The organism is Streptomyces sp. NBC_00104, assembly GCF_045160825.1.
Taxonomy (GTDB): Bacteria; Actinomycetota; Actinomycetes; order Streptomycetales; family Streptomycetaceae; genus Streptomyces.
The window spans coordinates 5,315,200-5,341,634 of the sequence record NZ_CP108215.1; the positions used below are offsets into that span (position 1 = coordinate 5,315,200).

Annotated in this window: 25 protein-coding genes; 10 read left to right on the top strand and 15 right to left on the bottom strand. The window is 71.3% G+C overall.

What is annotated here, in order from left to right; all coding sequences use genetic code 11:
* Positions 1 to 32: 32 nt before the first annotated feature.
* Complete coding sequence (gene mshA, locus OG272_RS23370; RefSeq protein WP_405894723.1) at positions 33 to 1,373, bottom strand: D-inositol-3-phosphate glycosyltransferase; 1,341 nt, start codon at positions 1,371 to 1,373, stop codon at positions 33 to 35.
* Between the two features lie 258 nt (positions 1,374 to 1,631).
* Between mshA and OG272_RS23375 the strand changes: the two genes are divergently transcribed.
* The 3 genes from OG272_RS23375 (at position 1,632) to OG272_RS23385 (ending at position 5,893) form a co-directional block, all read left to right on the top strand.
* Complete coding sequence (locus OG272_RS23375) at positions 1,632 to 2,546, top strand: class I SAM-dependent methyltransferase (protein ID WP_405894725.1); 915 nt, start codon at positions 1,632 to 1,634, stop codon at positions 2,544 to 2,546.
* A gap of 260 nt (positions 2,547 to 2,806) precedes the next feature.
* Positions 2,807 to 3,910 carry a C40 family peptidase gene (locus OG272_RS23380; RefSeq protein ID WP_405894727.1) on the top strand — a complete coding sequence of 368 codons (1,104 nt, stop codon included), beginning with the start codon at positions 2,807 to 2,809 and terminating at the stop codon, positions 3,908 to 3,910.
* Between the two features lie 564 nt (positions 3,911 to 4,474).
* The gene (locus tag OG272_RS23385; RefSeq protein ID WP_405894729.1) at positions 4,475 to 5,893 is read left to right on the top strand and encodes a PP2C family protein-serine/threonine phosphatase; all 1,419 of its coding nucleotides are present in this window, start codon (positions 4,475 to 4,477) and stop codon (positions 5,891 to 5,893) included.
* Between the two features lie 119 nt (positions 5,894 to 6,012).
* Here the strand turns inward: OG272_RS23385 and OG272_RS23390 are convergent, their stop codons facing one another.
* The 7 genes from OG272_RS23390 to OG272_RS23420 all read right to left on the bottom strand — a co-directional run bounded on the left by OG272_RS23390 (position 6,013) and on the right by OG272_RS23420 (position 11,228).
* Positions 6,013 to 6,348: a DUF2516 family protein gene (locus OG272_RS23390; RefSeq protein WP_326585749.1), complete on the bottom strand. Its 336-nt coding sequence runs from the start codon at positions 6,346 to 6,348 to the stop codon at positions 6,013 to 6,015.
* Positions 6,349 to 6,523: 175 nt separating this feature from the next.
* A complete protein-coding gene (locus OG272_RS23395) occupies positions 6,524 to 7,132 on the bottom strand; it encodes a hypothetical protein (protein ID WP_328506802.1) in 609 nt (202 codons plus the stop codon).
* 143 nt (positions 7,133 to 7,275) lie between these two features.
* Positions 7,276 to 7,746: a helix-turn-helix transcriptional regulator gene (locus OG272_RS23400; protein ID WP_327728975.1), complete on the bottom strand. Its 471-nt coding sequence runs from the start codon at positions 7,744 to 7,746 to the stop codon at positions 7,276 to 7,278.
* A 151-nt stretch (positions 7,747 to 7,897) separates the two neighbouring features.
* Positions 7,898 to 8,689 carry an ABC transporter permease gene (locus OG272_RS23405; RefSeq protein WP_405894732.1) on the bottom strand — a complete coding sequence of 264 codons (792 nt, stop codon included), beginning with the start codon at positions 8,687 to 8,689 and terminating at the stop codon, positions 7,898 to 7,900.
* Entirely contained in the window at positions 8,686 to 9,666 is a 981-nt protein-coding gene (locus OG272_RS23410) for an ATP-binding cassette domain-containing protein (RefSeq protein ID WP_405894734.1), read from the bottom strand. Before OG272_RS23410 ends, OG272_RS23405 begins: the two co-directional genes overlap by 4 nt.
* 65 nt (positions 9,667 to 9,731) lie before the next feature.
* Positions 9,732 to 10,568: a DUF4097 family beta strand repeat-containing protein gene (locus OG272_RS23415; RefSeq protein ID WP_326581354.1), complete on the bottom strand. Its 837-nt coding sequence runs from the start codon at positions 10,566 to 10,568 to the stop codon at positions 9,732 to 9,734.
* A gap of 129 nt (positions 10,569 to 10,697) precedes the next feature.
* Positions 10,698 to 11,228 (bottom strand): toxin-antitoxin system HicB family antitoxin, encoded by a 531-nt coding sequence (locus OG272_RS23420; RefSeq protein ID WP_327728973.1) that lies wholly within the window; start codon positions 11,226 to 11,228, stop codon positions 10,698 to 10,700.
* Positions 11,229 to 11,940: 712 nt separating this feature from the next.
* Here OG272_RS23420 and OG272_RS23425 point away from each other — a divergent pair.
* The 3 genes from OG272_RS23425 to OG272_RS23435 all read left to right on the top strand — a co-directional run bounded on the left by OG272_RS23425 (position 11,941) and on the right by OG272_RS23435 (position 15,303).
* Positions 11,941 to 12,831, top strand: coding sequence for a GNAT family N-acetyltransferase (locus OG272_RS23425; RefSeq protein ID WP_326581350.1), 891 nt, complete (start codon positions 11,941 to 11,943; stop codon positions 12,829 to 12,831).
* 493 nt (positions 12,832 to 13,324) lie between these two features.
* A complete protein-coding gene (locus OG272_RS23430; RefSeq protein ID WP_328223500.1) occupies positions 13,325 to 13,924 on the top strand; it encodes a DinB family protein in 600 nt (199 codons plus the stop codon).
* Positions 13,925 to 14,406: 482 nt separating this feature from the next.
* On the top strand, positions 14,407 to 15,303 hold the full coding sequence (locus OG272_RS23435) for a nitroreductase/quinone reductase family protein (RefSeq protein ID WP_328223502.1): 897 nt from the start codon (positions 14,407 to 14,409) through the stop codon (positions 15,301 to 15,303).
* 365 nt (positions 15,304 to 15,668) lie between these two features.
* Here the strand turns inward: OG272_RS23435 and OG272_RS23440 are convergent, their stop codons facing one another.
* A complete protein-coding gene (locus OG272_RS23440) occupies positions 15,669 to 17,894 on the bottom strand; it encodes an AAA family ATPase (protein WP_328223505.1) in 2,226 nt (741 codons plus the stop codon).
* A 267-nt stretch (positions 17,895 to 18,161) separates the two neighbouring features.
* Here OG272_RS23440 and OG272_RS23445 point away from each other — a divergent pair, with 267 nt between their 5' ends.
* Entirely contained in the window at positions 18,162 to 18,944 is a 783-nt protein-coding gene (locus tag OG272_RS23445) for a DUF899 domain-containing protein (protein WP_327728968.1), read from the top strand.
* Between the two features lie 416 nt (positions 18,945 to 19,360).
* Here OG272_RS23445 and OG272_RS23450 read toward each other — a convergent pair whose 3' ends face one another.
* Both OG272_RS23450 and OG272_RS23455 read right to left on the bottom strand, forming a co-directional pair.
* The gene (locus OG272_RS23450) at positions 19,361 to 19,978 is read right to left on the bottom strand and encodes a TetR family transcriptional regulator (protein WP_327728967.1); all 618 of its coding nucleotides are present in this window, start codon (positions 19,976 to 19,978) and stop codon (positions 19,361 to 19,363) included.
* A gap of 10 nt (positions 19,979 to 19,988) precedes the next feature.
* The gene (locus OG272_RS23455) at positions 19,989 to 21,077 is read right to left on the bottom strand and encodes an aminoglycoside phosphotransferase family protein (RefSeq protein ID WP_327728966.1); all 1,089 of its coding nucleotides are present in this window, start codon (positions 21,075 to 21,077) and stop codon (positions 19,989 to 19,991) included.
* Positions 21,078 to 21,299: 222 nt separating this feature from the next.
* Here OG272_RS23455 and OG272_RS23460 point away from each other — a divergent pair, with 222 nt between their 5' ends.
* Positions 21,300 to 22,070 (top strand): HAD family hydrolase, encoded by a 771-nt coding sequence (locus OG272_RS23460; protein ID WP_328223507.1) that lies wholly within the window; start codon positions 21,300 to 21,302, stop codon positions 22,068 to 22,070.
* 3 nt (positions 22,071 to 22,073) lie between these two features.
* Here the strand turns inward: OG272_RS23460 and OG272_RS23465 are convergent, their stop codons facing one another.
* On the bottom strand, positions 22,074 to 22,934 hold the full coding sequence (locus OG272_RS23465) for a winged helix-turn-helix domain-containing protein (protein ID WP_327728964.1): 861 nt from the start codon (positions 22,932 to 22,934) through the stop codon (positions 22,074 to 22,076).
* A 188-nt stretch (positions 22,935 to 23,122) separates the two neighbouring features.
* Here OG272_RS23465 and OG272_RS23470 point away from each other — a divergent pair, with 188 nt between their 5' ends.
* The gene (locus tag OG272_RS23470; RefSeq protein WP_327728963.1) at positions 23,123 to 23,284 is read left to right on the top strand and encodes a hypothetical protein; all 162 of its coding nucleotides are present in this window, start codon (positions 23,123 to 23,125) and stop codon (positions 23,282 to 23,284) included.
* Here the strand turns inward: OG272_RS23470 and OG272_RS23475 are convergent.
* Positions 23,275 to 23,994, bottom strand: a complete 720-nt coding sequence (locus tag OG272_RS23475) for an HAD-IA family hydrolase (protein ID WP_327728962.1) — start codon at positions 23,992 to 23,994, stop codon at positions 23,275 to 23,277. The genes OG272_RS23470 and OG272_RS23475 overlap by 10 nt on opposite strands.
* Before the next feature lie 29 nt (positions 23,995 to 24,023).
* Positions 24,024 to 24,914, bottom strand: coding sequence for a winged helix-turn-helix domain-containing protein (locus tag OG272_RS23480; RefSeq protein WP_326581329.1), 891 nt, complete (start codon positions 24,912 to 24,914; stop codon positions 24,024 to 24,026).
* Positions 24,915 to 25,078: 164 nt separating this feature from the next.
* On the opposite strand from OG272_RS23480, the gene OG272_RS23485 reads away from it, so the two are divergent.
* Positions 25,079 to 25,270, top strand: coding sequence for a hypothetical protein (locus OG272_RS23485; RefSeq protein WP_327728961.1), 192 nt, complete (start codon positions 25,079 to 25,081; stop codon positions 25,268 to 25,270).
* Positions 25,271 to 25,331: 61 nt separating this feature from the next.
* Here OG272_RS23485 and OG272_RS23490 read toward each other — a convergent pair whose 3' ends face one another.
* Positions 25,332 to 26,249, bottom strand: coding sequence for a winged helix-turn-helix domain-containing protein (locus OG272_RS23490; RefSeq protein WP_405894741.1), 918 nt, complete (start codon positions 26,247 to 26,249; stop codon positions 25,332 to 25,334).
* Positions 26,250 to 26,435: the final 186 nt, after the last annotated feature.

A 26,435-nucleotide genomic window follows, 5' to 3' on the forward strand; every position in this document is an offset into this window, starting at 1 on the left:
CGTGGTGCGCCCGGTACGGGCGGACCGACGGCTCACCCGTGGTGCGCCCGCGCCCAGTGGCGGCGGTGTTCGTGCATGGCGGCGGTGTACACGTCCGCGGTGGCGGCGGCCGACGTGTCCCAGCCGAACGACTCGGCGTGGCGGGCGGCGGCCGCGCCCATACGGGCGGGCAGGTCGGGGGTGTCGGCGAAATCGCGCAGCACGCGCGCGTAGGCGACCGGATCGTGGCCCTGGACCAGGAAACCGGTCTGCCCGTCCCGCACGGCGACCGGGAGGCCGCCGACCGAGGCCGCCAGCACCGGCGTACCGGCCGCCTGCGCCTCGATGGCGACGAGCCCGAAGGACTCGCTGTAGGAGGGCATGACCAGCACGGACGCCGCCCGGAACCAGTCCGCGAGCTGCTCCTGGCCGACCGGCGGCCGGAACCGTACGACATCCGCGATGCCCAGCCGCGCGGCCAGCTTCTGCAGCCCCTCCGGCTTGGCGAGGCCGCTGCCGCTCGGCCCGCCGACCACCGGCACGACCATCCTCGACCGCAGCTCGGGGCGTTCGTCGAGGAGGACGGCGACGGCGCGGAGGAGGACGTCGGGGGCCTTCAGGGGCTGGATGCGGCCGGCGAAGAGGGGGATCAGGGCGTCCTGCGGCAGGCCGAGACGGGCCCGGGCCGCCGCGCGGCCGTCGGCCGGACGGAAGCGGTCGAGGTTGACACCCGGGTGGACGACGGCCACCTTGGCCGGGTCGGCCTCGTAGTGGCGGACGAGTTCGTCGGCCTCCTCGGCCGTGTTGGCTATGAGGCGGTCGGCGGCGCGGACGATCTGGGTCTCGCCGATGACACGGGCGGCGGGCTCGGGGGTGTCGTCGTCGGCGAGCGCGGCGTTCTTGACCTTGGCCATCGTGTGCATGGCGTGCACCAGGGGGACCCCCCAGCGTTCGGCGGCGAGCCAGCCGACGTGGCCGGAGAGCCAGTAGTGGGAGTGGACCAGGTCGTAGTAGCCGGGGCGGTGGCCCGCCCAGGCCTGCATGACACCGTGCGTGAAGGCGCACAGCTGGGCCGGGAGTTCCTCCTTCGCCAGCCCCTCGTACGGGCCCGCGTCGACGTGCCGGACCAGGACCCCCGGGGCCAGCTCGACCGTCGGGGGCAGGGCGCCGGTCGTGGCGCGGGTGAAGATCTCCACCTCGACGCCCTGCGCGGCCAGCCGCTGCGCCAGCTCCACGATGTAGACGTTCATCCCGCCCGCGTCGCCCGTACCGGGCTGGTGCAGCGGTGACGTGTGCACCGACAGCATCGCGACCCGTCGCGGCTTGCGGTGCAGCCTCAGCCGCGCCGCCGCGGCCGGAGAGCGTCGCCCGAGCCTGCTGACGTAGTGGCTCACGTGGCGTTCCTCCTCGCTGCGGGCATGCCGTTCGGAGGGCGTGGGGTCCCTCTAGGCAGGAGGAACGCCGGAGGAGGCCGTTCCATTTCCTCTTTGCAGAATTATTACCGAGCTTCGCTCAACCGTTCGAGCCCGTGGGGAGTGGCCCGTGGGGAATGAAGGGGCACGCGCCGCCTTCAGGAGCGTGCGCAAGCAGGCGGCCTCGCACGGCACGGGGCCTGGGCCGAGAGCCGCGGAAGGCGCGCTTACGCTCACCCCATGGCAAGACCAGTCGGCACCGCGACGCCAAGACCAGTCGGCACCGTGACGCGCGGCACCACCAACCCCAACCGCCTGCGCCGCATGGACCGCTGGATCGCGGCGACGCACGGCGCCGAACTCCGCCGCGCCACCACGCCCCTCGCCGTCGACCTCGGCTACGGCGCCGCCCCCTGGACCGCCGTCGAGCTCCTGCTCCGCCTCCGCGCGGCGGCGCCCCGCACCCAGGTGGTCGGCGTCGAGATCGACCCGGCCAGGGTCACGGCGGCGAAGCCCTACGAGTGCGAGGGCCTGACCTTCCGGCACGGCGGCTTCGAGGTGCCGGTGCCGGGCCGCCCGACCCTCATCCGGGCGGCGAACGTACTGCGCCAGTACGACGAGGAGGAGGTCGCCGCCGTCTGGGAGCGCCTGTGCGCCCGCCTCGAACCCGCCACACCCCCTCCCTCCGGCAGCCGCCACGCGACCAGCCCCGGCGCCATGAGCCCCGCAGGCCCCCACTCCCCCACCGCCCCCTACCCCTCCGCCGGCCCCTACCCCTCCGGAGGTCTGCTCGTCGAGGGCACCTGCGACGAGATCGGCCGCCGGCACGTCTGGGTCGCCCTCGGCCCGGAGGGCCCCCGCACGGTCACCTTCGCCACCCGGCTCGGCTCCCTCGACCGCCCCTCCGATCTCGCCGAACGCCTCCCCAAAGCACTCATCCACCGCAACGTCCCCGGTGAACCGGTGCACACCTTCCTCCGCGACTTCGACCGGGCCTGGGCCGCCGCGGCCCCGTACGCCTCGTACGGCGCCCGCCAGCGCTGGATCCGCGCCGTCCGCACGCTGAGCGCGGACTGGCCGGTACGGGACGGGGTGACGCGCTGGCGGCAGGGCGAAGTCACGGTGGCGTGGGAGGCGTTGGCGCCAGGGAGGTGAGCGTCCGATCAAGCCGCACCCTGATCACCCAGAGCGACGATATGGTGACACATGGGAACGATACCGTCGGGCCGTTCGTCACACGGGCGGGGGCGACGTCACGGCAGGTGGGAGCGAGGGAGGACCAAGAAGGAATGGGGGGAAGTGAGTCCTTGCCCACCTCTGTCGCATTCCGCGACGCCGTGACACGATCACCCGGGCACCGGCAAGTTACTGACGGTTAATCATTTCTGTTTCAACTGGGGTGGGAGGCAAGGGGTATGGGAGCCGGCAAGCGGAACCTGACCATGGCCGCCGTGGCCGTGGTCTGCGCGATGACCGTGCTGGGCGCACCGGTCACCGCGTACGCGAGCCAGACGACGCCGACCGATCCGACCCCGAGCGCGAGCACGAGCCCGACGCCCTCGCCCGTGTCGACTCCCGTGACGAACGAGGAGTTGGAGACCGTCCGTCTGAAGCTGGAGGGCCTCTACCACGACGCCTCGGTCGCCACGGACGCGTACAACGCGGCCGAGGAGAAGGCCGACAAGCAGTCCGAGGAGATCGTCGACCTGGCCCACGAGGTCGTCCAAGGCCAGCAGAAGCTGGACAAGTTGCAGGATCTCATCGGCGCCGCGGCCCGCGCGCAGTACCGCGGCGGCGGCCTCCCGCCCGAGGTGCAGCTGTGGCTGAGCCAGAACCCCCAGGACTTCCTGGAGGGTGCGGACCGCCTGCGCCAGGGCCAGCTCGCGACCAAGGGCCTGCTCGCCGAAATGAACCGGACCCAGGAGGACTTGGAGCAGTACTCCAAGGACGCCTCCGCGCGCTGGGAGAAGCTCGAGGCCAACCGCAAGGCCAAGGAAAAGGCCAAGAAGAAGATCAAGAAGCAGATCGCCGCCGCCGAGGAGCTGGAAGCACAGCTGGAGGACGACGAACTGGAGCGGCTGGCGCAGTTGGAGGAGGACGCCGCGCAGGAGTCCCAGGCCGCGTGGCTGGACTCCGGCATCCTCGACGAGATCAACGGCAAGGCGTCCCCGCAGGGCAAGAAGGCCGTGAAGTTCGCGACGGACCAGATAGGCAAGTGGTACGAATGGGGCGCCGAGGGCCCCACGACGTACGACTGCTCCGGCCTCACCAGCCAGGCCTGGGCCGCCGCCGGCCTGACCATCCCCCGCACCTCCCAGGAGCAGTGGCGGCAGCTCAAGCACATCGACATCCAGGACATGCGCCCCGGCGACCTCATCATCTACAACTCCGACGCCAGCCACGTGGCCATGTACCTGGGCGACGGCTCCGTAGTCCACGCCCCCCGACCGAACCGTAAGGTGACGATCGCGGGCGCGGGGACGATGCAGATCCTGGGAGTCGTACGACCGGACGCGTAGACGGGACACCGCGCGGCGGCGTCAGCCGGGGTCGCGGGCTGAAGGCAGCGGGCCGGAGGTTGAGGGCCGCGGGCTGAAGGCCGGGTACTGAGGGCCGCGGGCGCGGGTCGCGGGGTCGCGGGGTCGCGGGGTCGCGGGGTCGGTGCGGGTGTCCCGCCAACTGCGGGGGTCTCACTCGCATCCGGCCGGGGCCCACCGGGCACAGCACCCCGGGCGCGGGCCGGGCGTGAGTCCCAGGGGCAGCCGAACGAAGGCCGCCACCCGGCCACCCGGACCCCCGGCCCCCTGACCCCGCCCCGAAAACCCCCGCGTGACCCACCCCACGTGACTCTCACCACCTTCCCCACCCCGGCTCAACCTCCGCCGCGTGACATTCGTCATCCCAGGAGAAAGCCCTGCCATGTCCAAGTGCGATACAGGATGCGGCATATGACGCGGGCCGATTGCCGCCCGGCGTCCCGCCAACCATTCCGTTGCGGCGGCGCCTGGCGCTAAGGTCCCCGTCGGTGGGTCGAGGTCCTTCGCCCCACCGTGCCCTCGGGGGGAGGGAAGGAACCCAAGACGATGCCCGTACCCGTACCGCGGCAGAGAGCCATACCGGCCGCGGAGAGTGGTCAGGCGCACGCCGTGTCCGCGCCCAGCGGACCGTCCGGAGAGGGGACGGCCATGAACGCCTCGGCCCTGGCCCCTGCTGACAACGCCACAAACCCGCCCGGCCCCGGCGCCCTGAGTCCGGCAGGCCCCACGGGTCCGGCCCCCCAGTCCGGCCCCACCAACCTCACGGTCCTCCTCATCGAGGACGACCCCGCGGGTTCCCTCAACGTGCCCGAACTACTCGACTCCGCGGGCAAACCGATCCGCGTCCGCGCCGCCCGCAACCTCACCGAGGCCCAGCGGCTGCTGACCGACGACGTCAACTGCATCCTCCTGGACCTGGCGCTCCCGGGCCCGGCCCGTCCCGCCGACGCGGACGCCGAAGCGGCCGACCGCCCCGCCGACGAACTCTCCGTCCTCAAACACGTCCTGGAGCTGGCCCCCCGCCACGCCGTACTGGCCCTCACCGACTCCGGCGACGCCGAACGCGGCACGGAGGCCGTACGGGTCGGCGCCCAGGACTACCTCTTCCGGGACGAACTGGACGGCCGTCTCCTGAGCCGCGCGATCCGCTACGCGGTGGAGCGAAAGCGGTCGGACACGGCCGAGCGCCGGCTCACGGAGTCCAAGCTGCGTGCCCAGGAGAACGCCCGCCTGGAACGCGGTCTGCTGCCGACGCCCCTCCTGGAGGGCTCGTCCCTGAAGTTCGCCGCCCGCTACCGGCCGGGCCGTTCCCGCGCCCTGCTCGGTGGCGACTTCTACGACACGGTCCGCACCCCCGACGGCACCGTGCACGTCATGATCGGAGACGTCTGCGGGCACGGCCCCGACGAGGCGGCGCTCGGTGTGGAACTGCGGATCGCCTGGCGGGCGCTGACGTTCGCGGGGCTGTGCGGCGACGAGCTGCTGTCCACGCTCCAGCGCGTCCTGGAGCACGAGCGCGAGAGCGACGAGATCTTCGCGACGCTCTGCACGGTCGACATCGCCCCCGACGGCCGCCGCGCGGGCCTCTGCCTCGCCGGCCACCCGTCCCCGCTGATCGCCCGCCACGGCCAGGGCCGGACCACCCCGCCGGCCGAGCTGCTGCCGTACGACAACGGCGGCCCCGCCCTCGGCCTGCTCCCGAACGCCCGCTGGCCGCGCACCCAGATCGAACTGGGCGCCGCCTGGAGTCTGATGCTCTACACCGACGGCCTCATAGAGGGCCGGATCGGCGAGGGCAAGGAGCGGCTGGGCCAGGACGGCATGGTGGCGATGGTCCGCCGCCAGCTCGCCGAGGGCCTGCGCGGCGAGGAACTGCTGCGCGCCGCCGTGAACGAGGTACGCGACCTCAACGGCGGCGAACTGACCGACGACGTGGCGGTCCTCCTGCTGGACCGAGAGGGCTGACCGAAGCGGGCCTCGCCTGCATCCACTCGGCCTGGCTCGGGGTCACCGCCGTCCGCTCGGGACGGGGTCACCGCCCGTCCGCCCGGGACGGGTCCACCGCCCGTCCGCCCGGGACGGGGTCACCGGCCGCCGTTGTACGGCCCGTACGGACCGTCGCTGCTGGAGCCGCGGCGGCCCCCGCCGCCTCCGGAGACCTGCCGAAGCGCCGGCCGTACGTCGACGAGGAACACGATCGTCGCGATCAGCCCCGCGATCTGCAGGAAGAGCATCGGCACCACAAGGTTCACCACCACCGTGACGCCCAGAAGGATCAGCCAGAACATCTTGTTCTGTTTGTCGGCGGCACGATACGCGTCGTCGCGTGCCAGTGCGGCCATGACCAGCGCCGTCACCGCGAGGAGCAGCATGGCGAGGTAGAGCAGCGACACGAAGTCACCGAACGCCGTCAACAGCACAATGCCCACCACCCGGATCGAGTCGACTTACGGCCACCGTACCCGCAGAACGGGCCGGCCACCCCAAAGGTGCCCGGCCCGTATCCGTACCGCGAGATACCACGCGGGTACCTCTCGCTCTGTCGCCGACTCCGCCGTCGGCTATGTCGTCCACTTCGGCAGGGTGTCCTGCCGCTTACTTGGCGGGCGGAGTGGTCTTCTTCGCGGCGGTCGGCGTCTTGCGGGCCGGGGCCTTCTTCGGCGCGGCGGCGGCCTGCTTGGCGGCCGGGGCGGGGGCGGGCGCGGCCTTGGCGGGCTTCGCGGCCTCCGGCTCGTCCTTGACCGGCTGGGCCTTCGGCTCGACGGCGATCGCGAGCTCCTCGATCTCCTCCGCGGCCTCGCCACGCCAGGTCTTCACGGCCTGCTCGCCGTGCTCGGCGACCTTCTCGTACGTCTCCCGGGCCTTCACCGCGTACTCGGCGGCCACGCCGACGCTGCGCAGAGCGAGGTCCTGAGCGGTCTCACCGAGCTTCTTCAGGTCGGTGTCGAGGGTGCCGATGAGCTCGGTGACCTTGGTCTGCAGGTTCTCCTGGGTCTCCTTGACGCGGGCGGTCGCCTTCTCCTGCACGGCCTTCGGGTCGGTCTGGCGTACGGCGTCGATCCGGGCCGGCGCCTCGGCGCGCAGCTGCTCGACGATGCCGGGGACCTTCTTCGCCTGCTGGAGGGCGAGGTCGGCGGTGCCGGCGGCGAAGTAGAACGGCGTCGGGTCGGTGACGGCCTTGCGGATGTCGTCGGTGATGGCCATGGTGATGGTCCTCCGGGTTGCTTCAGCTGAGGGTTTTGTGTGGTTCCGGTCCGCGTCGACGGCTGGGTCGTTCGTCCGAGCCGGTCGCGCCACCGAGGCTGACGGGATCGCCCAGGTCATCGCAGTCGTCGAAGTCATCGAAGTCATCGACCCTCCGTCTGCCGCGGACCGGCATCGTCGCCGTCGGCCGCACGAGGGCCGGGGGCCGAGGGTTCCTCGGCGTCCGTCGCCGCGCCGGTGCCGAGGTCGATCTCGAACCCGTTCTCCTTGCGGAAGGACTCGTAGATCTGGAGCAGCACCTGCTTCTGCCGCTCGTTCAGCGTGGGATCGGCGAGGAGGACGGCGCGTGTCGTGTCCTCGCGTCGGCGCTCCTCCCCGTCCCGCTCGGCGTCGAGGATCCCGGCCCGCACGTACAGCGTCTCGGCGGAGATCCGCAGCGCCTTGGCGACCTGCTGCAGCACCTCCGCGCTCGGCTTGCGCAGCCCGCGCTCGATCTGGCTCAGATACGGATTGGACACCCCGGCGGCGTCGGCGAGCTGCCTGAGCGACAGCTGCGCGTTTCGCCGCTGTTCACGCAGGTACTCACCGAGATTGCCGACGTTGAGCGATGCCATGTCTCCACCATGCCCCACCCCCGCTAACTTTTGCAAGCACCCGCTTGCAAAAGTGCGCCACGCCACTCACCGGGCGGATTCAGCCGGATCCGTTCGGTTCCGGGCGGGTCAAGGCCGATATGAGCGTATATGACATCCGCAGCCGGGGCGTTCAGCTGCGGACGCCCCGCTTGAAGGCGGCCTTGGACCAGAGGTAGCCGGTCACTCCGATTCCCGTGCACCAGGCCAGGGCGATCCAGCCGCTGTTGCCGATCCCGGTGCCCATCAGGAGGCCGCGGAGGGTTTCGTTGACGGGTGTGAAGGGCTGATGGTCGGCGAACCAGCGCATCCAGGACGGCATGGAGTCGGTGGGGACGATCGCGCTGCCCAGGAAGGGGAGGAAGGTGATGGGCATGGGCATGTTGCTGGCGGACTCGACGGTCTTGGCGACCAGGCCCATCCCGGCCGCGAGCCAGGTCAGGGCGAGGGCCAGGAGGGACAGCAGGCCGAGGACGGCGAGCCACTCCACGACGGTGGCATCCGGGCGGAAGCCGATGGCCAGGGCGACACCGGTGACCACGGCGGTGCCGAAGACGGTCTGGACGAGCGTGCCCAGGACGTGGCCGGTGAGGAAGGAAGCCCGGGAGATCGACATGGTGCGGAAGCGGTTGACGATGCCCTCGGTCATGTCCATGCACACGCCGAGCGCGGCTCCGATGCAGCCGGTGGCAACCGTCATCAGGATGATGCCGGGGGCGATGTAGTCGATGTAGTCGCCCTTCGGGGTCTGTGGGCCCTGGATGCCGGCGCCGAGTGCGCCGCCGAAGGCGTAGGTGAACAGGAGCAGGAAGAGGACCGGCATCATCACGATGGTGATGACGACCGACGGATAGCGGATCGCGCGCTTCATGGTGCGGCGGAACATGGTGACGGAGTCACGGGCCGCGTAGCTGACGCTGCTCATCGGGAGATCTCCTGCTGCTGCTTGTCGCCGGTCAGGGTGAGGAAGACGTCGTCGAGGTCCGGGGTGTGCTGGGAGAGGGCCTCGGGGGTGATCCCGGCACCGTCGAGGATGTCCAGGACGGCGCGGAGGGTGGGGACGGTGCCGTCGGAGGGGATCTGGAGGGTGAGTTCCTCGTCGTCGCGAGCGGTGGCGGCGAAGTGGGAGGCCGCCAGGTCCAGGGCCACGGCGTCGGCGAACTTCAGCGAGATGTGCCCCCCGGGGATGAGCCGCTTCAGCTCGTCCGCCGTGCCTTCGGCGACCAGCTTTCCGCCGTCGAGCACGGCGATCCGGTCGGCCAGTTGGTCGGCCTCCTCCAGGTACTGGGTGGTGAGGAAGATCGTCACGCCGTCGTCCGCGACCAGCGAGCGGATGATCTCCCACATGGTGCGGCGGGAGCGCGGGTCCAGGCCGGTGGTGGGCTCGTCGAGGAAGATGATGCGCGGGTCGCCGACCAGGGTCATCGCCAGATCGAGCTTGCGGCGCATGCCGCCGGAGTAGGTGGAGACGGGGTTGCGGGCGGCCTCGGTGAGGTCGAAGCGGGCGAGCAGTCCGGCGGCGCGACGGCGGCCCTCGCGGCGGGGCAGATGGTGCAGGTCCGCCATGAGCAGCAGGTTCTCCTCGGCGTTGAGGAGGTTGTCGACGGCGGCGAACTGGCCGGTGACGCCGATGAGTTCGCGTATGGCGTCGGGCTCGCGGTCCAGGTCGCGGCCGGCCAGGCGGGCGGTGCCGGAGTCGGCGGCGATCAGGGTCGAGAGGATCTGGACGGTGGTGGTCTTGCCGGCGCCGTTGGGGCCGAGGAGCGCGAAGACGGAGCCGGCCGGGATGTCGAGGTCGATGCCGCGCAGGACCTGCTTGTCGCCGTACGACTTGGCGAGGCCGGTGGCGGTGATGGTGGCGGTGGCGGTGGCCGTGTCGCGTTTCATTTGTGTTGTGGGCATGACAGACAGCTCCTTGGCGGAGGGGAAGGAGAGGTGTGGTTCACGGGCGCGGGCCGCCCTGTGGGTCAGGCGCGGCGGATGTGGATGTCGCCGACCGAGGTGCGGGCGCTGACCTCCACCGTGTCGGTGGCGTCGCCGGGGCCTTCGGCGGAACCGAGGGTGGAGCGCAGGGTGCCGACCTTGGTGTGGATGTCGAGCCAGGCAGCGGTGGTCTCGGGGATGCCGACCTCCAGGTTGCCGGTGGAGCCGCGGAGGGTGACCTTGCCGCGGGTGACGCGGTCCAGGCGGATACCGCCGTTGGCGGACTTGGCCTCCACGTCGGCGTGGGCGGTGCCGACATCGATCCGGCCGTTGGCGGCGGCGACCTCCAGGGGGCCCGTGATCTCGCCGAGTTCGGTGTCGCCGTTGCCGTTCTTGACGGTGAGGCCGCCGTCCACCGTGCCGACGGCGACACGGCCGGCGGCGACGATCTCGGCGGAGGCGGTGGCGCGGTCCAGGCGGACCATGCCGAGCTCGCCGTGCAGTCGGACGGCGGCGGCCTCCTCCACGTGGAGGTCGCCGACCGAGGTCTTCAGACGGGTCTCGCCCAGGCGTCCGGTGCAGTGGAAGTCGCCGACCTGGGCGGTGCCTTCGAGGGCGGAGCCGGCCGGCAGGGCGATGACGATGTCGATGCCGCCCACCCGCCCGAAAAGCGAGGACTTGCGCGGGCCCTTGACCGTGAGGACACCGCCGGAGCAGGTCACCTTGGTCTGGTCGACGGCCTTGGCGTCCGCGTCCGAGGAGGGGTTGGCGGGGTGGACCTCGACCACGGTGTCGGTGCGGTCGGAGGCGATGATCCGGGCGGTGCCGATGGAGTACTCGACGATCGCGGTGATCGGCTTGGGGGTGTCGTAGGAAGGCATGACGGATCTCCCGTCCTCTCCGGATGGGTGGATGAAGTGGTCTCGCGGCAGTCGTGCGGCAGTCGGTGAAGCCCGGTGAAGCAGTCGGTGATGCAGTCGGTGATGCAGTCGGTGAGGGGGCTCAGTGCGTCAGCGGACCCAGCCGGTGAAGCCCCGGTCGCCGGTGGCGAGGTTCGGTGCGGAGGCGGGGGGCGCGCTCGTACGGGCACCTGCCGTCGGACCGAGTGCGGCGGAGGTGGCGCGGACCAGCCAGGCGTTGACCGAGAGGCCCTCGCGGCCGGCCGCCTCCTCCAGGCGGGCCTTGAGGTGGGCGGGCAGGCGGAAGTTGATACGGGCCGAGGCGCCGTCGTCGCCTTCCGGCACCGGGGGCGGGGTGGGCGCCTCGGTCCACGGTGCGGCCTCGTGGACCGGGGCGGCGGGTGGCAGGGTCACCACGAACTCCGGGTCGGCGCCCCGGAGCCGTACGTCGACCGAGCCCGGGGCCAGCTCGCGGGTGACCTCGCTCATGGCCGCCGAGAGCGCGGTGAGGAGGGTGAGGCGGGTCGCGGAGTCCAGCGGGGCGGTGAGGCGGTCGGCCAGGGCGCGGGCCTCGTCACCGCCGGCTTCGGCGGCGACGGCGAGCTCCTGGCGGAGGCGGTCGACGTAGGGCGTGAGGTCCATGACGCCATAATGGCACACTAATGGCGCCACGGGAAGCAGGTTTGGCGCCGCGAAGGCGACGAGAGGGGGCGAGGGAGGCCCACACGCGCCACCTTTTCGCAGGTCGGACTGCTTTTACCGGAAGCAGGACCAGCCTGGCACCACGGGACTTCAGCGGCTCTATCCGGCTCCCCACGAGACCGTACGGCGCCACTCGACACACAAGTGGCGCACCACGTGGCACCGAGTGGCACTTAGTGGCGCCGAATGGCGTCATGCAGCACGGGCACGGGCACGGGCGCGGGCGGACCCGTGACCGGTCGACCATTTCTGGACAACGATCTCGGCGGGCTCGGCGGCAGCCCCGTCTCCGTCGCCCGCGCGCACCCCGGCGGTCGACCGATGACGAAGGCCGCGTAGGGGACGTAGTAGGGGACGCAGGGGATGCCGTGCGTCTGCTCCGGCGCGGGCGGGCGGCGGTCAGCCGGTGTCCTTCGAGTGCCACCGCTCCCGGCGGATCGGATCGTCGCGCGGTCGAACGGACTGGGGCCGTCGCCACCGCACGCCTGCCGCAGAAGCCTCTCGCAGGAGCCTGCCGACGGAGCCTGACGACGGAGCGGAGAGGACGATCGCCACCTTCTCGGCGCAGAGGGCCGGACAGCGGGAGGAAGCCCCCTGTCTCGTCCTGGCGGAAAAGCACGGGGCAGGCCCGCGGAGCGGGACACCATGCGGCATGCGCCCGGATGACTGGCACCTCACCGAAGACGTCGACGCGTTCCTGTCCCGAGCTGGGGACTTTCTGCGCTCGCGCCCCGCCCTGCACACCATGCCGCTGACGGTGACCGAGAAGTATCGGACGAACGGGGCGCCCGCGCACGGCGCCGCAGCCCCTGTATTCGGCCGACTGGAGCGAGGGGACGAGGTCCACGCCGCCTTCTTCCAGCGCACCCCGTCCGGCCCACTGAGCCTCACCTCGGTCACCCGCGAGCAGGCCGACGCGCTCGCCGCCCGCCTGGCCGACCTCGGTCACCCCGTCCCCGGCGTCGGCGGGGACCACGACGGGTCCACCGCTTTCGCCGAGGCCTGGCAGCGGCGGACGGGCGCGAATCCGGTCCTCACCACGCGGCTCCATCTCTACCGCCTCGGCACACTCACCCCGCCGGAGCCGTTCCCGGAGGGCCGGGGTCGCCTCGTGGGCGAGGAGGACCGCGAGCACCTCATCCGCTGGTGCCGTGAGTTCTGCGTCGACGTCGGGGAGGACTCCTCCATCAAGTTGATCGACGCCGGTTCCTGGGCCGAATCGCGCTTCGCCGACAGACACTTCACGTTCTGGGAGACCCCCGACGGCACTCCCGTCTCCATGGCGGCCGCGACCTCGATGGTCGGCGGCATGGTCCGGGTGGACCCCGTCTACACCCCGGCCCACCTCCGGGGCCGCGGCTACGCGGGCGCGGTGACGGTCGAGGCGAGCCGCGCCGCGTTGGCAGGGGGAGCGACGGACGTCGTGCTGTTCACGGACCCCGGCAACCCCACCAGCAACGCCCTCTACCAACGCCTCGGATACGTCCGGATCACCGACTTCGCCGTGTACGACTTCTCGGGTGCCGCACCTCAAGCCGGTTGAGAACCAGGGAAGTTGTGGAGCGCCCCCCCGGCCTGGCTACGGGCCTGCGCCGGGGGGCGGTTTCTGCGCCTCGGGGTCGGCAGTGCGGCAGATGCGTACCGTGCCTCGGTCCGGGTCCACCCGGAAGGGCGGGTCCTCCGCAGGCCTGACGTTCTTGCGGGCGAGGCGACGAAGGAAGGTGAGGGACTGCGGAAGGGACTGCGGCAGGGACTGCGGGAGGGACCGCGGGAAGGGAGACGGACGACGGAGGGCAAGGGACGACGGAAAGGGCGGCGGGCGGCGGACGGCGGGCGGCGGACGGCGGGCGGCGGGCGGCGGGCGGCAGGCGGCAGGCGGCAGGCGGCAGGCGGCAGGCGGCAGGCGGCAGGCGGCAGGCGGCAGGCGGCAGGCGGCAGGCGGCAGGCGGCAGGCGGCAGGCGGCAGGCGGCAGGCGGCAGGCGGCAGGCGGCGGAAAGACGGTGGACAACGATCGCGCGAGCGGCAGACTGACCGTATGACCGCCGCCGCTTCGGACGCCAAGGCCGACCTCCTCTTCTATCTGCAGTCCGCCCGTGATGCCCTGCTGTGGAAGCTCGAAGGGCTGTCGGAGTACGACGCCCGCCGCCCGCTGACGCCGACCGGCACCAACCTCCTGGGGCTGCTGAAGCACGCGGCCGGTGTCGAACTGGGCTATCTCGGCGACACCTTCGGACGGCCGTCGGGCGAGGCACTGCCCTGGCTCGACGGTGACGCCGAGCCCAACGCGGACATGTGGGCCACCGCCGACGAGTCCCGCGCGGACATCGTGGAGTTCTACCGCCGGGCCTGGGCACACGCGGACGCGACCCTCGACGCGCTGCCGCTGGACACCGTCGGCCGGGTGCCGTGGTGGCCCGACGGCAAGGACGACGTGACGCTGCACCACGCCGTCGTCCGCGTGATCGCCGACACCCACCGGCACGCCGGGCACGCCGACATCCTCCGGGAACTCATCGACGGCGCGGTCGGCATGAACGAGGGCAACACCAGCACCCCGTCGAGTGACCCGGCGTGGTGGGAGGACTATCGCGGCCGACTGGAACGCGCGGCCAAGGAGGCCGACCGAAAGGCGTGACCCACGGCCGATCGAGAGCGTGTGCTTTCCGGGCGGCCGTCCTGCCGCCCACGTACGCCGGAATCCCGGCCGAATATGCGTTGCCCGGCCCCGCCCCCTCCCCTTAATGTGGGTCGTATGACTGCCGGGTCGGCCTTGAGCCGTGAGCGGATTGGTTGCCCGGCCTCCGAGTGAGGCCGGGGCGGGCCAGGGGCCCGCCTGCTGAAGTTCCGCGCACCGAACACCGTTCTCTTTCTTCCGAGTTCCTTCGGTGCTCCTCGGTATTCCCTTGGCGCTCTCGCGCGCGCCGAACTCTCACTGCACTGCACTGCACTGCACTGCACCTCACCGCGCCGCACCGGACCGCACCGCACCGCACCGCACCGCACCGCGAAAACGCCCCACCGCACATTCCGACGGCAATGTGCTGACGCGCGCGCTGCGGTAATCACCCCTGCCCGAATTCCGCGACAACCGTTGTCGCCATCCATGGAAAGCAGAGAATGCCCAACCCCTTCAATCAGCAAGTCATCGACGAGTTCCGCGCCCATCACGGCAAGGTCGGCGGTTATTTCGAGGGCGCCCGTCTGATCCTCCTGACCACCACCGGCGCCCGTACCGGCAACCGGCACACCACCCCCCTCGGCTACCTCCCCGACGTCGACGGCACGATCCTGGTCATCGCGTCGGCCGGGGGATCGCCCCAGCACCCCGACTGGTACCGGAACATCACGGCCGACCCCCGTGTCACCGTGGAGAGCGGGGCGTTCACCTACGAGGCCGATGCCGTCGTCCTGGACGGCGAGGAACGGGACCGGGCGTTCGCGCGGGCGGTCGAGTCCGATCCGGGGTGGGCCGAGTACCAGGCGAAGACGGACCGCACGATCCCCGTCGTCGCCCTGCGCGAGGCCCCCGTGGCCGGCCCGCCGAACATCAACGCCGGTTCCATGGGCGAGGCCCTCAAGGTCGTCCATGACGCCTTCCGTCGCGAACTCGCCCTGATAAAGCAGGAGTTGACCGCGAGTGGCGGCAGGGCCGACCTCGGGGCCCAGCTCCGCGTCAACTGCCTCGCCTTCTGCCAGGGCCTCCACAACCACCACACCGGCGAGGACATGGGCCTGTTCCCCTTCCTCGGCGAACGCCACCCCGAGCTGGCCCCGACCCTCACCCGCCTCCACGAGGAACACGAGCGCATCGCCGCCCTCGTCGAGGACCTGCGCCGGGTGGTGACCGCCGAGAACGCCGACCCCGTCGCCGTACTCCCCGAGGTGGAGCGGCTCATCGCCGAACTCGAAGCCCATCTCACCTACGAGGAGGAGCAGTTGATCCCGGCGCTGGATGCCGCGGCGAAGCCCGAGGAGTGGGAAGCGGGGCGCGAGAGCGAGCCCACCACCCCGTGAGCGAGGCGCGAAGGCGGGCGCGCATCCCCGTGAGAGGGACGCGGAAGCGGGCGCGTCGGCCCGCGTGATCAACCGGCGAGCGGCGCACGAGCCCCCTGGGGGGAGGGAGATCGGGCTCGTGTGCCGCTCACCGGCGCCCGCTCACCGTAGCCACGGGCCCGATCACCAAGGTGCCGGTACGGTCATGACTCCGCCGCCTTCCGGTAACACGGCCTGCCGCCAGATCCCGTGGCACGCGCCACCACGGCGGCACAGGCCCGCCCGCACCCGTCTCACCACGGCGGCTCACGTCAGAACCCGTCTCACCACGGCGGCACAAGCCCGCACCCGTCTCACCACGGCAAGGCACCCGCATGCCCCCCGTCTCACCACGGCAGCGCACGCGCATGCACCACGTCCAGTCGTGACACCGCCCGGGTGAGTACGACATACAGCCGGTGCAGCCCCCGCCCCTCGGCCGCCGCGATCGCGGCCGGCTCGACGACCACGACATGGTCGTACTCGAGCCCCTTCGCCATCCCGGCCCCCAACACCGTGACGCGCGAACGGAGTTCGTCCGGGCCGCCCGTCACGACACCGGCCTCGCCGAGCACCTTCCGCAGCCGAACGACCTCCGCGTCGGCCGCGATGACCCCGACGGACCCCTCGCGGGCGAGCGCGTCCCGCACGGCGGCCACGGTCTCGGCGGCGACACCCTCGCCGCCCTCGCCGTCCTCGTCCCGGGCCTCTGCCCCGTCCACCCTCCTGATCCGCAACTCCCCGCCCCTGCGCAAGGACCGGGCGGCGGGCACGTCCACCGCCAGCCGCCCCAGCAACCCGTTCGCCAGCCCCACGACGGCCTGCGGCACCCGGAAACCGGTGGTGAGAGGGACGACTTGAGCGTCCGGCTTGCCCAGGTGGGCGAGGAGTCGGGGCCAGTCGCGGGCGGCCCAAGGGGTGGTCCCCTGGGCCAGGTCGCCGAGGACGGTCACCGAGCCGTAGGCCGCCCGGCGGGCGATCGCGCGGCACTCCATCGGGGAGAGGTCCTGGGCCTCGTCGACGACGACGTGGCCGTAGCCGTCGGGGTGGGCGAGGAGCCCCGCGACCTCGTCGAGGAGGACCAGATCGGCGGCCGACCAGCGGGCCGACCGCCACGTGCGCGGCGGCTTCGTCCAGGAGACGGCCTTCTGCTCGTCCGCGTCGAGCAGTCCCTCCGCCGCGTCGGCGAGCGCGTCCGGGTCCCCGAGCAGCCGCGTCACCACCTCCTCGGGCCGGGCCTTCGGCCATCCGGCGTCGACGTACGCGCCGACCGGCCGCGACCGCGAGACCCGGTACAGCCACGCGTTCGGGCGCGGCCCGGCCCGCCGCTCCGCCTGCTCCCGCAACAGCCGCACGACCCGCGCCCGGACGCGCTCCCGCCCGATGTCGTACGGCAGTTCCTCCGCCCGTACGTCCGCCACGATCCGTCGCAGCTCGTCCCCGGACACCCGCCAGCGATACGAACCCTCCGCCAGGACAAGGGAGTCGAACCGCTCCCCGGATCCGCCGCCGCCCGCGACGCCGGTGTACAGGGCCCGGCGGAGCACCTCCGCCATCCGGGCGTCGTGCTTCACGACCGCCGCCCGCTCGTCGTCCTCCGCCGTGACCGGGTGCCGGGCGATCTCGTCGGTGACCGTCGACTGGCGTACGCCTGTCTCGCCCAGCGCCGGCAGAACCTCCGCGATGTACGAGAGGAAGGTGCGGTTCGGGCCGAGGATCAGCAGTCCGCCGCGGCGGATGCGCTGGGGGTGGGTGTAGAGGAGGTAGGCGGCGCGGTGCAGGCCGACAGCCGTCTTGCCCGTACCCGGGGCGCCCTGCACACAGACGGAGGTGGTGAGATCCGCCCGCACCAGGTCGTCCTGCTCCGGCTGGATGGTGGCGGCGATGTCCCGCATGGGGCCGAGGCGGGGTCGCTCGATCTCGGCGGCGAGGAGGCTTCCGGGGCTCCCCTGGCCGCCCTGGCCGTCCTGGCCGTCCTGGCCGTCCTGGCCGTCCTGGCCGTAGGGGCCGCCCAGACCGTCGCGGCCGTCCGGACCGCCCGAGGCGGGGCCCGGGTCGCTGGAGGCTCCACGCCGGTCCAGGCGCTCCAGGTGCTCGTCCTCGAGCCCCGTGAGGTCGTCCGAGTCGCCGCGGCTGCCCGGCGCCCACCCGAAGCGACGCCGTACGGCGACACCCCGGGGATCACGGGAACTCGCCTGGTAGAACGCCCGCGACACCGGCGCCCGCCAGTCCACGACGAGGGGCGGCGCGGCCGGATCCTCACTGATCCGCAGCCGCCCGACGTGGTAGCTCTGCCCGGCGTGATCGCTTCGGACGTGAGCGGCGAAGTCCAACCGCCCGAAGAACAACGGCCCCTCCGGGAGCTCACGCATCTCCTTGGCGTGGCTGCGCAGCCGGTACCCGAGCACCTCCGCGTCGGCCCCCGAGGCGGAGACGTCCTCCCCGACGACGACCTGCTCCCCCGCCCCCTCGACCATGGCGGCGAGGGCGGCGCGGCAGGTGTCGTGGTACGCCCGCTCGTGGGCGAGGGCGTGCCGGAGCTCGGCGTCGGCGGCAGGTTCGAGAGGCGTCATTCCACCGAGCGTACCAAAAAACGTAACCGAGTCACATTCTTTACTGAGGCTCACTGATTGCCGAGAGACTCGCCGATCGGGGGCGACCATCGCACGGACATCGCCTCCCCCCAGCGCGTCAGTGAACTTGTCCGCCCGACGGGGCCCCTGCAGGCTCGACGAGGGCGTCCCCGCCGCGATGAGTTCCGGCCGGGTCGCGAGTCCGTACTCGTGACCGTCGTACGCGTCGTACGACGCCGCCCGGCACGAGACACCACGGAGGACGCCATGACGGCCACACCGAGTGACCCGACCACCCCGCTGCCCGGCCGCCCGCCCGTCGTCGACCTGGCCACCTGGCAGGCCGCCCGTGACGAGCTCCTGGTCCGCGAGAAGGCCCACACCCGTGAGGGCGACGCCCTCGCGGCTGCCCGCCGCCGGCTGCCGATGGTGGAGTTCGACGGGACGGTCGAGGTCGTCGGACCCGACGGCCCGGTCCCGTTCCTCGACCTGTTCCAGGGCCGCGACGAGCTCGTGGTCTACCAGCACATGTGGTACGACGGCGCGCCGCACCAGGGACAGTGCGAGGGCTGCACCACCACGGCCTGGCATCTGAAGGACGCCGTCTATCTCAACGCCCGCGGTATCTCGTTCGCCATCCTGACCACGGGCCCGTGGGAGGAGGTGGCCTCCTACGTCGCGTTCATGGGCTACACCCAGCCCTGGTACTCGGTGCGCGGCGTGGACCCGCCGGTCGGCGGCGAGATGGGTTACCTCGCCTGCTTCCTGCGCGACGGCGACCGCGTGTTCCTCACCTACTCCACGACGGGCCGCGGCAACGAGCGGGTCAACGGGTCCCTCGGCCTGCTCGACATGACGCCCTACGGCCGCGGCGAGGCGTGGGAGGACAACCCCGAGGGCCGCCCCGAGGGGGGCAGCCCGTGCTGGTCCTGGCGCTCCGACGCGGACGGGAACGCCACCTGGGGCCCGACCAGCCGCCCCGTACCGCAGTGGACCCGCCCCGGCGCGACCCCCGTGGAGACCCTCGGCAGGCGCGGCCACCACCACTGACGCACCTTCACCGACGGCCCTGACGGCGGCCCGGCACCGACGAAAGGGGTCAGGCTGCGGCTGGCGGACGACGGACGCGGACGACGGACGACGGACGACGGACGACGGACAGCGAACAGCGGACAGCGGACAGCGGACAGCGGACAGCGGGCGAATCCTCCGGACGGCGCGAGGGCCCGCCCACCCGCCCGCTCGGCCGGCCGGCAGACCAGGAGACCGGGAGACCGGCAGACCGGCAGACCGGCAGACCAGGAGACCGGGAGACCGCTCCGCCGGAGACCGGCACACCGCTGGGCCGGTAGCCCACACCCCACTCGCCCGCTGGGCCGACAGGCGGTTCACCCGACAGGCGGTTCACCCCGGAGGGAAAGGGCTCCTGGTGGAAAAGAGCTGTCCGGGCTCGCGGGCCCACCCGCTCAGACCGCCCCGAGCGGAAGCGCCCCCTCCAGCCGCCCGAACACACGCTCGGCGGCGGCGACGGCGTCCCGCTCGACCCGCTCCATCGGCTCCCCCCGCTCCACCCGCCGCCGGTTCTCCTCCGCGAGCACCCGCCGTACGGCGACGATCTGCCCGGCGGCGACCCGCGCGTCGAGCCCGCCCCCGAGCACCTCGGCGAGCGCCGCCTCGGCCCGCTCCAGATGGCCGTAGGCCCGGGCGACCAGCGACGGCGTCCCGTAGAGCAGCCGATGGAACGCGAGCACCTGCGGATGGTCGTTCAGCCCGGTCACCGGGTCCCGCCGGGCCAGCCCCGCCAGAAAATGCGCCCGCACCGCCCCCACCACGGACTCCCCCTCGGCCCGCCCCGCGACCACCCGCGCCGTCTCGTCCTCGTGATCGGCGATCCGGTACAGCACGAGGTCCTCCTTCGCCGGGAAGTACCGGAAGAGCGTCGGCTTCGAGATCTCCGCCGCCGCGGCCACCTCGGCCACGGACACCGCGTCGAACCCCTTCTCGAGGAACAGCCGGATCGCGACCTCCGACACCGTCTCGTACATCCGCCGCTTCTTGCGCTCCCGCAGCCCGCTCTCGCTCATGCCGTCGAGCCTAAGCACCACCGCCACGCGCCCGGAGCCACCGGGTGAGCGCGGCCTCGATCACCGACACGCCCGGCGCCTCCTCGACGCCCAGGGGCTGTGCGCCTCTGCTCAGCACGTCCCAGACCGTCCAGCTCGCACGGCGAAGCAGGCTCCGGTCCACCTTCGCCTCCAGGCGCAGGGACTGCGAGGTGCGGATCACGTCGGTGAACACCGACTGCGCCTTCTTGTAGTCGAGAAGCTTCGGCAGGTCCTCCCGCCAGCCCCGCGAACTCCCCGGCCGGACGTCCTCGACGAGCGCGCACCACCGCTGCGTCATCCTCCGTTCCTGCTCCAGCGGGTATCGCATCAGGTACAGGTGGGTGGCCAGGTCGTAGAGCGGGTCGCCGAACATCGCGAGTTCCCAGTCGATGGCCCAGAGCCGGTGCTCGCGGTCGACGATGAGGTTCTCGCGGTGGAGATCGGCGTGGAGGAGGCAGAACGGGCGTTCCCGCAGGCCGGCCACACGCTTCCGGAGCTGTTTGAAGGAGTCGAAGTCCAGCCGCAGGGCCGCGAACAGCTCCCCGTACTCCGGGAGGTTGTCCCCGTAGACCCGCTCCTCGGTGAAGCGGATCAACCGGTCGAGGAAGCCCGCGCTGTCGCCCTCCGGCGCGCGGTCCCGCCGCTCGCACCTCCGCTTCACCAGAAGGGTCCCGGGTGTGACGGCGACCAGTTGCCGGAACAGGGCGAGGATCTGCTCGAACTCCTTCTCCGGAACCGCCGTGTCGGACGCGTGGAGCGCCCCGAGGGTGTCCCCCTCGATGAACCGCTGGAGGACGGTGCCCTCGACCTCGATGAGATCGGGGATGTTGTCGATGCGCCCCTGCAACTCGGTGAGCAGGCGCTCCTCCGAGTCGAAGCAGCGCCGGTCGAACCAGAGCAGGCTCTCTCTCGGGTCACGGCACTTCCACCGTGCGCTCCCCCCGACCCCGGCCTCGGGCGGCAGCCGGAAGACGTAGGTCTCGTGGTGGTAGCCGCTGAGCGGTCCCTCCACCCCACCCGGGTCGGCGCTCATCTCACCGGCGCGGCGCCGCCCCGTGGAATCCGATTCAGCTGGCATTGCCCGTTCTCTCGCCGTGGTCGCACCAGGGGTGAAATCAAGGAAGTGGAGGCACGTTACTCCTCCGTGGGCGAGCATCGTGCCAGAAGCGGGTGTTTCGCCGGTGGCGGTCCACTGGTTGAACGCTCACGCGCCGGGGCCCGTACAGACACGCATCGAGCGACTGCCCGAAGGTCTCCCGCTCCCGGAGCGGGCGGCCGGCCCTGCACCACACTCACCACGATGACAGCGATGAATCCCACGCTCGGCGGGACGACCGATCCGCTTCGCCTGCGGCGGCTGCTCGGCAGCGCCCGAGCCGTCCTCCTCGACTTCGACGGCCCCGTCTGCGACCTGTTCGCCGGGCGGTCCACCCAGCCCATCGCCGGGGAGATCAAGGCCATGGCGCGGAGGAAGTGGAACGCACTCGATCCCGCCGTCGAGGCATGCGACGACTCGCACGGCGTCCTTCATCTCCTCAGGGACATGCTGGACCGAAAGAGGGATGGCGTCCTCGACCCGGCCGCCCTGGGCGCGGCGGACGGCATCGTCACGCGGTACGAGTACGAGGCCGCGGGTTCCGCCGTGCCGGCACCGGGGATCCACCTGCTGCTGGACACCCTGCTCGGTCACGGGAAGCGTCTGGCGATCGTGACGAACAACGCCGAGGGACCTGTGCGGAAGTTTCTCGAACTTCACGGGATGTCCCGGAAGTTCGAGGCGGTCTGCGGCCGTGATCCTCGTGAACCGCGCCGTATGAAGCCCGACCCGGCGTCGGTCCACAGGGCCCTGCGGACTCTGAGCCGTATGAGCCCGGCCCACGCCGTCCTGGTCGGCGACCAGCTCACCGACCTCCGGGCCGCCACGGCCGCCGGGGTCGGGTTCCTGGGCTACGCGACGGATCACGAGCGGGGCCGGCTCCTGCTCCGCGAGGGTGCGCGGGGCGTGGTCGGGTCACATGCCCAGCTCATCGCGGCGTGCGCCCCCCTGACGGTCAGTCGCTCTCGTCCCTGACGGTCAGTCGCTCTCGTCCGTGAGCAGGTTCCAGACCGAGTCGAACCAGGCCTGGACGGCCTCTACGAAGACGGTCCCCTGCGACGACGGATCGGTGTCCCCGGCGTGGTGGGTCAGGGTGGCGCCCAGTCCGAGTACGTCGAGGACCTCGATCCCCTCGCCGTCCACCTCGATCTCTCTCTCGACCACCTGGTAGAAGCCGTGCAGCGCTTCGGTCCGGTTGAGCAGATACACCTTGAAGGTCGGCGTCAGCGGCGCGTGCCGGATCGCGACGTCGACACGCGGGACAAGGCCTTCTCGCTGGAGATCCTCCAGCGCCTCTCGCAGAGATGATTCATGCACCCGGGTGATCCCACGAAGGCGTTCTTGAGGTCGCGTGTCCTCATCGGACCCTTTGGCCGCCGGATACGGCAGGGACATCGACTCCCGGGGCAGCAGCATGCGCAGGACGATGCGCTCGGGGGTGATCTCCCGGTCGCGGACCCGTTCGGCCTGCAGTCGGATGTGCGTACCCACGGACTCCGACGTCAGCGTGTTGATGTCCAGGAGCACCTCACTCTGCTCGAAGGCATGATCGAAGAACGAGCGCAGAGTCACCCTGCCCGCTGCCCGGGGCGGCACCCGCTGAGCACTCAGTACCCGGGTGCCGCTCCCCTGGCGGGACTCGACCCAGCCCTCTTCGCTCAACCTGGTCAGGACCCGCTGCAGGGTGTGGCGGGAGACATCGAGCTCCTTGACCAGCTCGCGCTGCGGAGGCAGGGACGCCCCCACCGCATAGGTGCCGTCCCCTATCCGAGCCCGCAGCGTCTCCAGAGCCCGCCCGAACTTGCTGCCGCCGCCCTCGCCGGTCCGCTCATCACCCACACCCCGACCGTACCGCCCACGACCGTCAAGCAAACCAGTTCCAGCCAACCAGCGCTCCAACTGGACTGCCTGTTAAGGGATCAGCCCAATCGGGAATACCAATCACAGGTCAATCACCGACCAATTGGACTGGTCGGTGAGGCAGTCGGCAGAACGGGGTGGAGAACATGTTTCTACGGGAAGTGGTGGTGGCAGCAGTCCAGTTCACCGCGGGTCATCTGGTCTCGCGGACGCTCGGCCCCCTCGGGCTCGTACTCCTGCTCATGGCGGCCGTGGCTCTCCGGGTCGGTCATGTCCGCCCGGCCTGCTGGGCGGCGCTCTTCTTCGTCCTGCTGATGGTTCAGGCCTGATCCGGTAGTCGGGTACGCAGGATGTCCAGGACGGGCTTCAGTGAGTTCACGATGTGCTCGGGCGGGACCTCCGCCTCCAGAAGCGCCTTGAGCTTGCGCTCGTTACGCGCGTAGCCCAGGAAGGGGACGCCGGCGTCCCGGGCCGCCTCGAAGTCGGTCGGGGCGTCGCCGAGCATCAGGGAGCGCGAGGGGTCGGCGCCCATCGCGTTGAGGGCCTGGCGCAGGATGTGGGGGTGCGGCTTCATGAGGTCGAGGTCGCGCGTGCGGCCGTAGATATAGGGGAAGCAGTCGGCGAGGCCGCGGGTGTCGATGTAACGGGCGGCCGCGAGCGCCGAGTTGTTGGTCGTGATGGCGAATCGGGCCCGCCGCGACCAGGTCCGGATGAGCGGGTCGGCCCAGGTGGTGGGGTACGCCTTCGGGGCGGCGGTCAGCTCCTGCTGGGTGAGCCATTTCTCCAGGTCGATGATCAGGTCGCTGCTCGGGTGGCGGCGGCCCAGACCGAGGAGGACGACCTGGGGGTCGGCCGTACTCCGTTCCCGCTCCGTCAGCAGGCCGCCCAGCCCGCGCCTGTCGATCAACGTGACCAGGTCTCGGGCCACTTGGTGCGCGGGATGCCCGGAAAACAGTCGACAGATCGGCCCGTCCAGGTCCCAGAGCACGAAGCGGACGGGAGTGATCAGTTCTCGAAGGGACTCTGTCTCTACTGTCACCGGTTCAGTCTGCGCCGTATCAGGAGTCACTAGGAGAGTGTCAGGTCCGTGGTGATGGTTTCCCAGAGGGCGTTGAACCATTGCTGGGACTGATCGACGAAGGCGGCGTCGCGGGGGCCGGTCTCCTTCTCGAAGGAGAAGAGGAGGGACTGGGTGCCGAAGGCGTCGTACATCTGCAGGGGGCCGTCCGCCATCTGCTCCTCGCGCTGCATGAGCATGTAGTACGCGATCAGCGCCTCCCGGCCGTTGAGGAGGTAGAGCTTGACGGGCGGGGTGAAGGGCAGGGCGCGGAAGGCCACGCGGACGTCGAGCTGGTGGGACGTGCGCAGGGCCAGGAGGTTGTGGCGCAGGACGCGGATCTGCGCGTTGCGCTGGTCGAGCCAGCGCTTGTGGACGGGGTCCTCCTCGTCGTCCTCGCCGCGCGCCTCCACCGGGACCGGGAACGCCAGGTTGATCTTCCGGGAGGGAAGGAGGATGCGGACGTCGATGGACTCGGGGCGGATCGTTCCCTCGTGGATGCGGCGGACCGGTTCACCGAGGGCCATCATCAGGGTCTCGGCGGTGAGGCAGGCCGCGTCGACGCGGACGTGCGGTGCGGAGAAGGCCTCGGCCAGGCGGGGGCCGAGGCCCACCATCGTCGGCTGCGGCTCGTCCCTCGCGGCATGGCCGGCCTCGGCGACCCTGGGCGGGCTCCCCTTGCTCACGTTGCTCAGCAGCCCGTCCTCCTGCAGGGCGCGCAGGGCCTGACGGACCGTGCCGCGCTCCACGCCGAACTCCTCCGCGAGTTCGGCCTGGGTGGGCAGGCGCTCGCCGGGCCTGAGGTCGCCACCGCGGATGCGGTCCCGCAGGGTGGCGGCGATCTCCTGGGACGAGAGCTTTCTGCTGCCGTTCACTGCAACGTTCTCCTGGGTCACGACCAAACGCTACAACTAGCACCCATCTTTGGGGAGTTCACGGGAAGGTGGTTATGAACATAGACCAAGTGGGAACCATTTAAACAAAGTTGGTTGCCAACTTGGTCAAGTTGGCGAAAGTTCCCCCCACGCCGGCCCCGGTCGCCCAGCCCCTCGGAGGAGGTACCACCATGCCCGCTGCCATCGCCCTCATCTCCGCCCTCGCCGTCCTCGCCTTCCAGCGATTCGTCGAGTGGCGCTTCGGCACGATGGGATTCGTCGGCCTGCTGTTCCTCACCATCGGGCTGAAGGCGAACAACCACACATGCAGCTCCATCGGCGCGGTCATCCTCGCGCTGATGTTCGCCGGGCCCGCGATGTGAGGCCCGCCGCCGGGCCCGCACGGGCCCGTCCGACCCCCGTACGACCCCCGTACGACCCCCGTCAGGTCGTGAGCAGCAGGTCGGAGCTGATGGTCTCCCAGAGCGCGTCGAACCAGAGGCGGGACTGCTCGACGAAGGTCGTGTCCCGCGGGGCGGCGGCCGCGCTCCGCTCGAACGCGAACAGCGTGGACTGGGTGCCCTCGGCGTCGTACATCTCCAGGTGCTCACTGTCCACTTCGGCCTCCTTCCGCTGGATCGTGTAGTACGCGAACAGCGCCTCCCGTTCGTTGAGGAGGTACAGCTTCACGGGTGGGGTGAAGGGCAGCGCGCGGAAGGAGACATGGACGTCGACGCCGTGCGTGGACCGTAACGCCAGCAGGTTGTGCTTCAGGACCTGCCCCTGGGCGTTGCGCTGGGCGAGCCAGCGGCGCTGCAGCCGGCCGTCGGCCGAGGCGACGACCGGGGCCGGGAAGGCGAGCGGGATGTCACGGCTGGGCAGCATCACCCGGACGTCGACCCTGGCCGGTTTTATGCGCCCCGCGTGAATCTCGCGCAACGGCTCACCCACGGCGAGCGTGAGGGACACGGACGTCAGGCAGAGGGCGTCGATCTTCACATGCGGGGCCGCGAAGGCGGCGGATATGCGGGGGGCAAGCTCCACCATCGTGGGCCGCGGGGCCGCTCCGGGCCCGCCGAGGGCCGCCGCTCCCCGGCTTGGGGCGACAGTCGCCGGGCTGCCCTTGGAAACGTTGGTGAGCAGGTGCTCCGACTGCAGGATGCGCAAGGCCTGCCGTACGGCTCCGCGCTCGACGCCGAACTCGTCGGCCAGCTTCGCCTGGGTGGGCATGCGCTGCCCCGGTCGCAGCTCGCCGGACCTGATCCGGCCGCGCAACACGTCGGCCACCTCGTGATGTGACCTCTGGGGCCGCTGTGACGACTTCCGCCCATCGACGGCCGTTCGTTCCCGCTCCACGAACAAACACTACAACTTCTCGCCATCTTAGGGCAGTTCGTGGGAAGGTGGTTATGAGACGACTCCAAGCGGAGATAAGTACGGTGGAGTTGGTCGCCAACTTTCACAACATGGTCAAACTTTCAGATGGTTGGCGACACCGAGAGTGACATCGGGAGCGACACCCAGACCGACCGATCGACCTCCCTTCCG

What these genes read in the sequence shown, in the direction of transcription:
- OG272_RS23375 (WP_405894725.1), top strand. Translation starts at nt 1,632, where the DNA reads ATGGCAAGACCAGTCGGCACCGCGACGCCAAGACCAGTCGGCACCGTG.
- OG272_RS23380 (WP_405894727.1), top strand. Translation starts at nt 2,807, where the DNA reads ATGGGAGCCGGCAAGCGGAACCTGACCATGGCCGCCGTGGCCGTGGTC.
- OG272_RS23385 (WP_405894729.1), top strand. Translation starts at nt 4,475, where the DNA reads ATGCCCGTACCCGTACCGCGGCAGAGAGCCATACCGGCCGCGGAGAGT.
- OG272_RS23395 (WP_328506802.1), bottom strand. Translation starts at nt 7,132, where the DNA reads ATGGCCATCACCGACGACATCCGCAAGGCCGTCACCGACCCGACGCCG.
- OG272_RS23400 (WP_327728975.1), bottom strand. Translation starts at nt 7,746, where the DNA reads ATGGCATCGCTCAACGTCGGCAATCTCGGTGAGTACCTGCGTGAACAG.
- OG272_RS23405 (WP_405894732.1), bottom strand. Translation starts at nt 8,689, where the DNA reads ATGAGCAGCGTCAGCTACGCGGCCCGTGACTCCGTCACCATGTTCCGC.
- OG272_RS23410 (WP_405894734.1), bottom strand. Translation starts at nt 9,666, where the DNA reads ATGCCCACAACACAAATGAAACGCGACACGGCCACCGCCACCGCCACC.
- OG272_RS23415 (WP_326581354.1), bottom strand. Translation starts at nt 10,568, where the DNA reads ATGCCTTCCTACGACACCCCCAAGCCGATCACCGCGATCGTCGAGTAC.
- OG272_RS23420 (WP_327728973.1), bottom strand. Translation starts at nt 11,228, where the DNA reads ATGGACCTCACGCCCTACGTCGACCGCCTCCGCCAGGAGCTCGCCGTC.
- OG272_RS23425 (WP_326581350.1), top strand. Translation starts at nt 11,941, where the DNA reads ATGCGCCCGGATGACTGGCACCTCACCGAAGACGTCGACGCGTTCCTG.
- OG272_RS23430 (WP_328223500.1), top strand. Translation starts at nt 13,325, where the DNA reads ATGACCGCCGCCGCTTCGGACGCCAAGGCCGACCTCCTCTTCTATCTG.
- OG272_RS23435 (WP_328223502.1), top strand. Translation starts at nt 14,407, where the DNA reads ATGCCCAACCCCTTCAATCAGCAAGTCATCGACGAGTTCCGCGCCCAT.
- OG272_RS23440 (WP_328223505.1), bottom strand. Translation starts at nt 17,894, where the DNA reads ATGACGCCTCTCGAACCTGCCGCCGACGCCGAGCTCCGGCACGCCCTC.
- OG272_RS23445 (WP_327728968.1), top strand. Translation starts at nt 18,162, where the DNA reads ATGACGGCCACACCGAGTGACCCGACCACCCCGCTGCCCGGCCGCCCG.
- OG272_RS23450 (WP_327728967.1), bottom strand. Translation starts at nt 19,978, where the DNA reads ATGAGCGAGAGCGGGCTGCGGGAGCGCAAGAAGCGGCGGATGTACGAG.
- OG272_RS23455 (WP_327728966.1), bottom strand. Translation starts at nt 21,077, where the DNA reads ATGCCAGCTGAATCGGATTCCACGGGGCGGCGCCGCGCCGGTGAGATG.
- OG272_RS23460 (WP_328223507.1), top strand. Translation starts at nt 21,300, where the DNA reads ATGACAGCGATGAATCCCACGCTCGGCGGGACGACCGATCCGCTTCGC.
- OG272_RS23485 (WP_327728961.1), top strand. Translation starts at nt 25,079, where the DNA reads ATGCCCGCTGCCATCGCCCTCATCTCCGCCCTCGCCGTCCTCGCCTTC.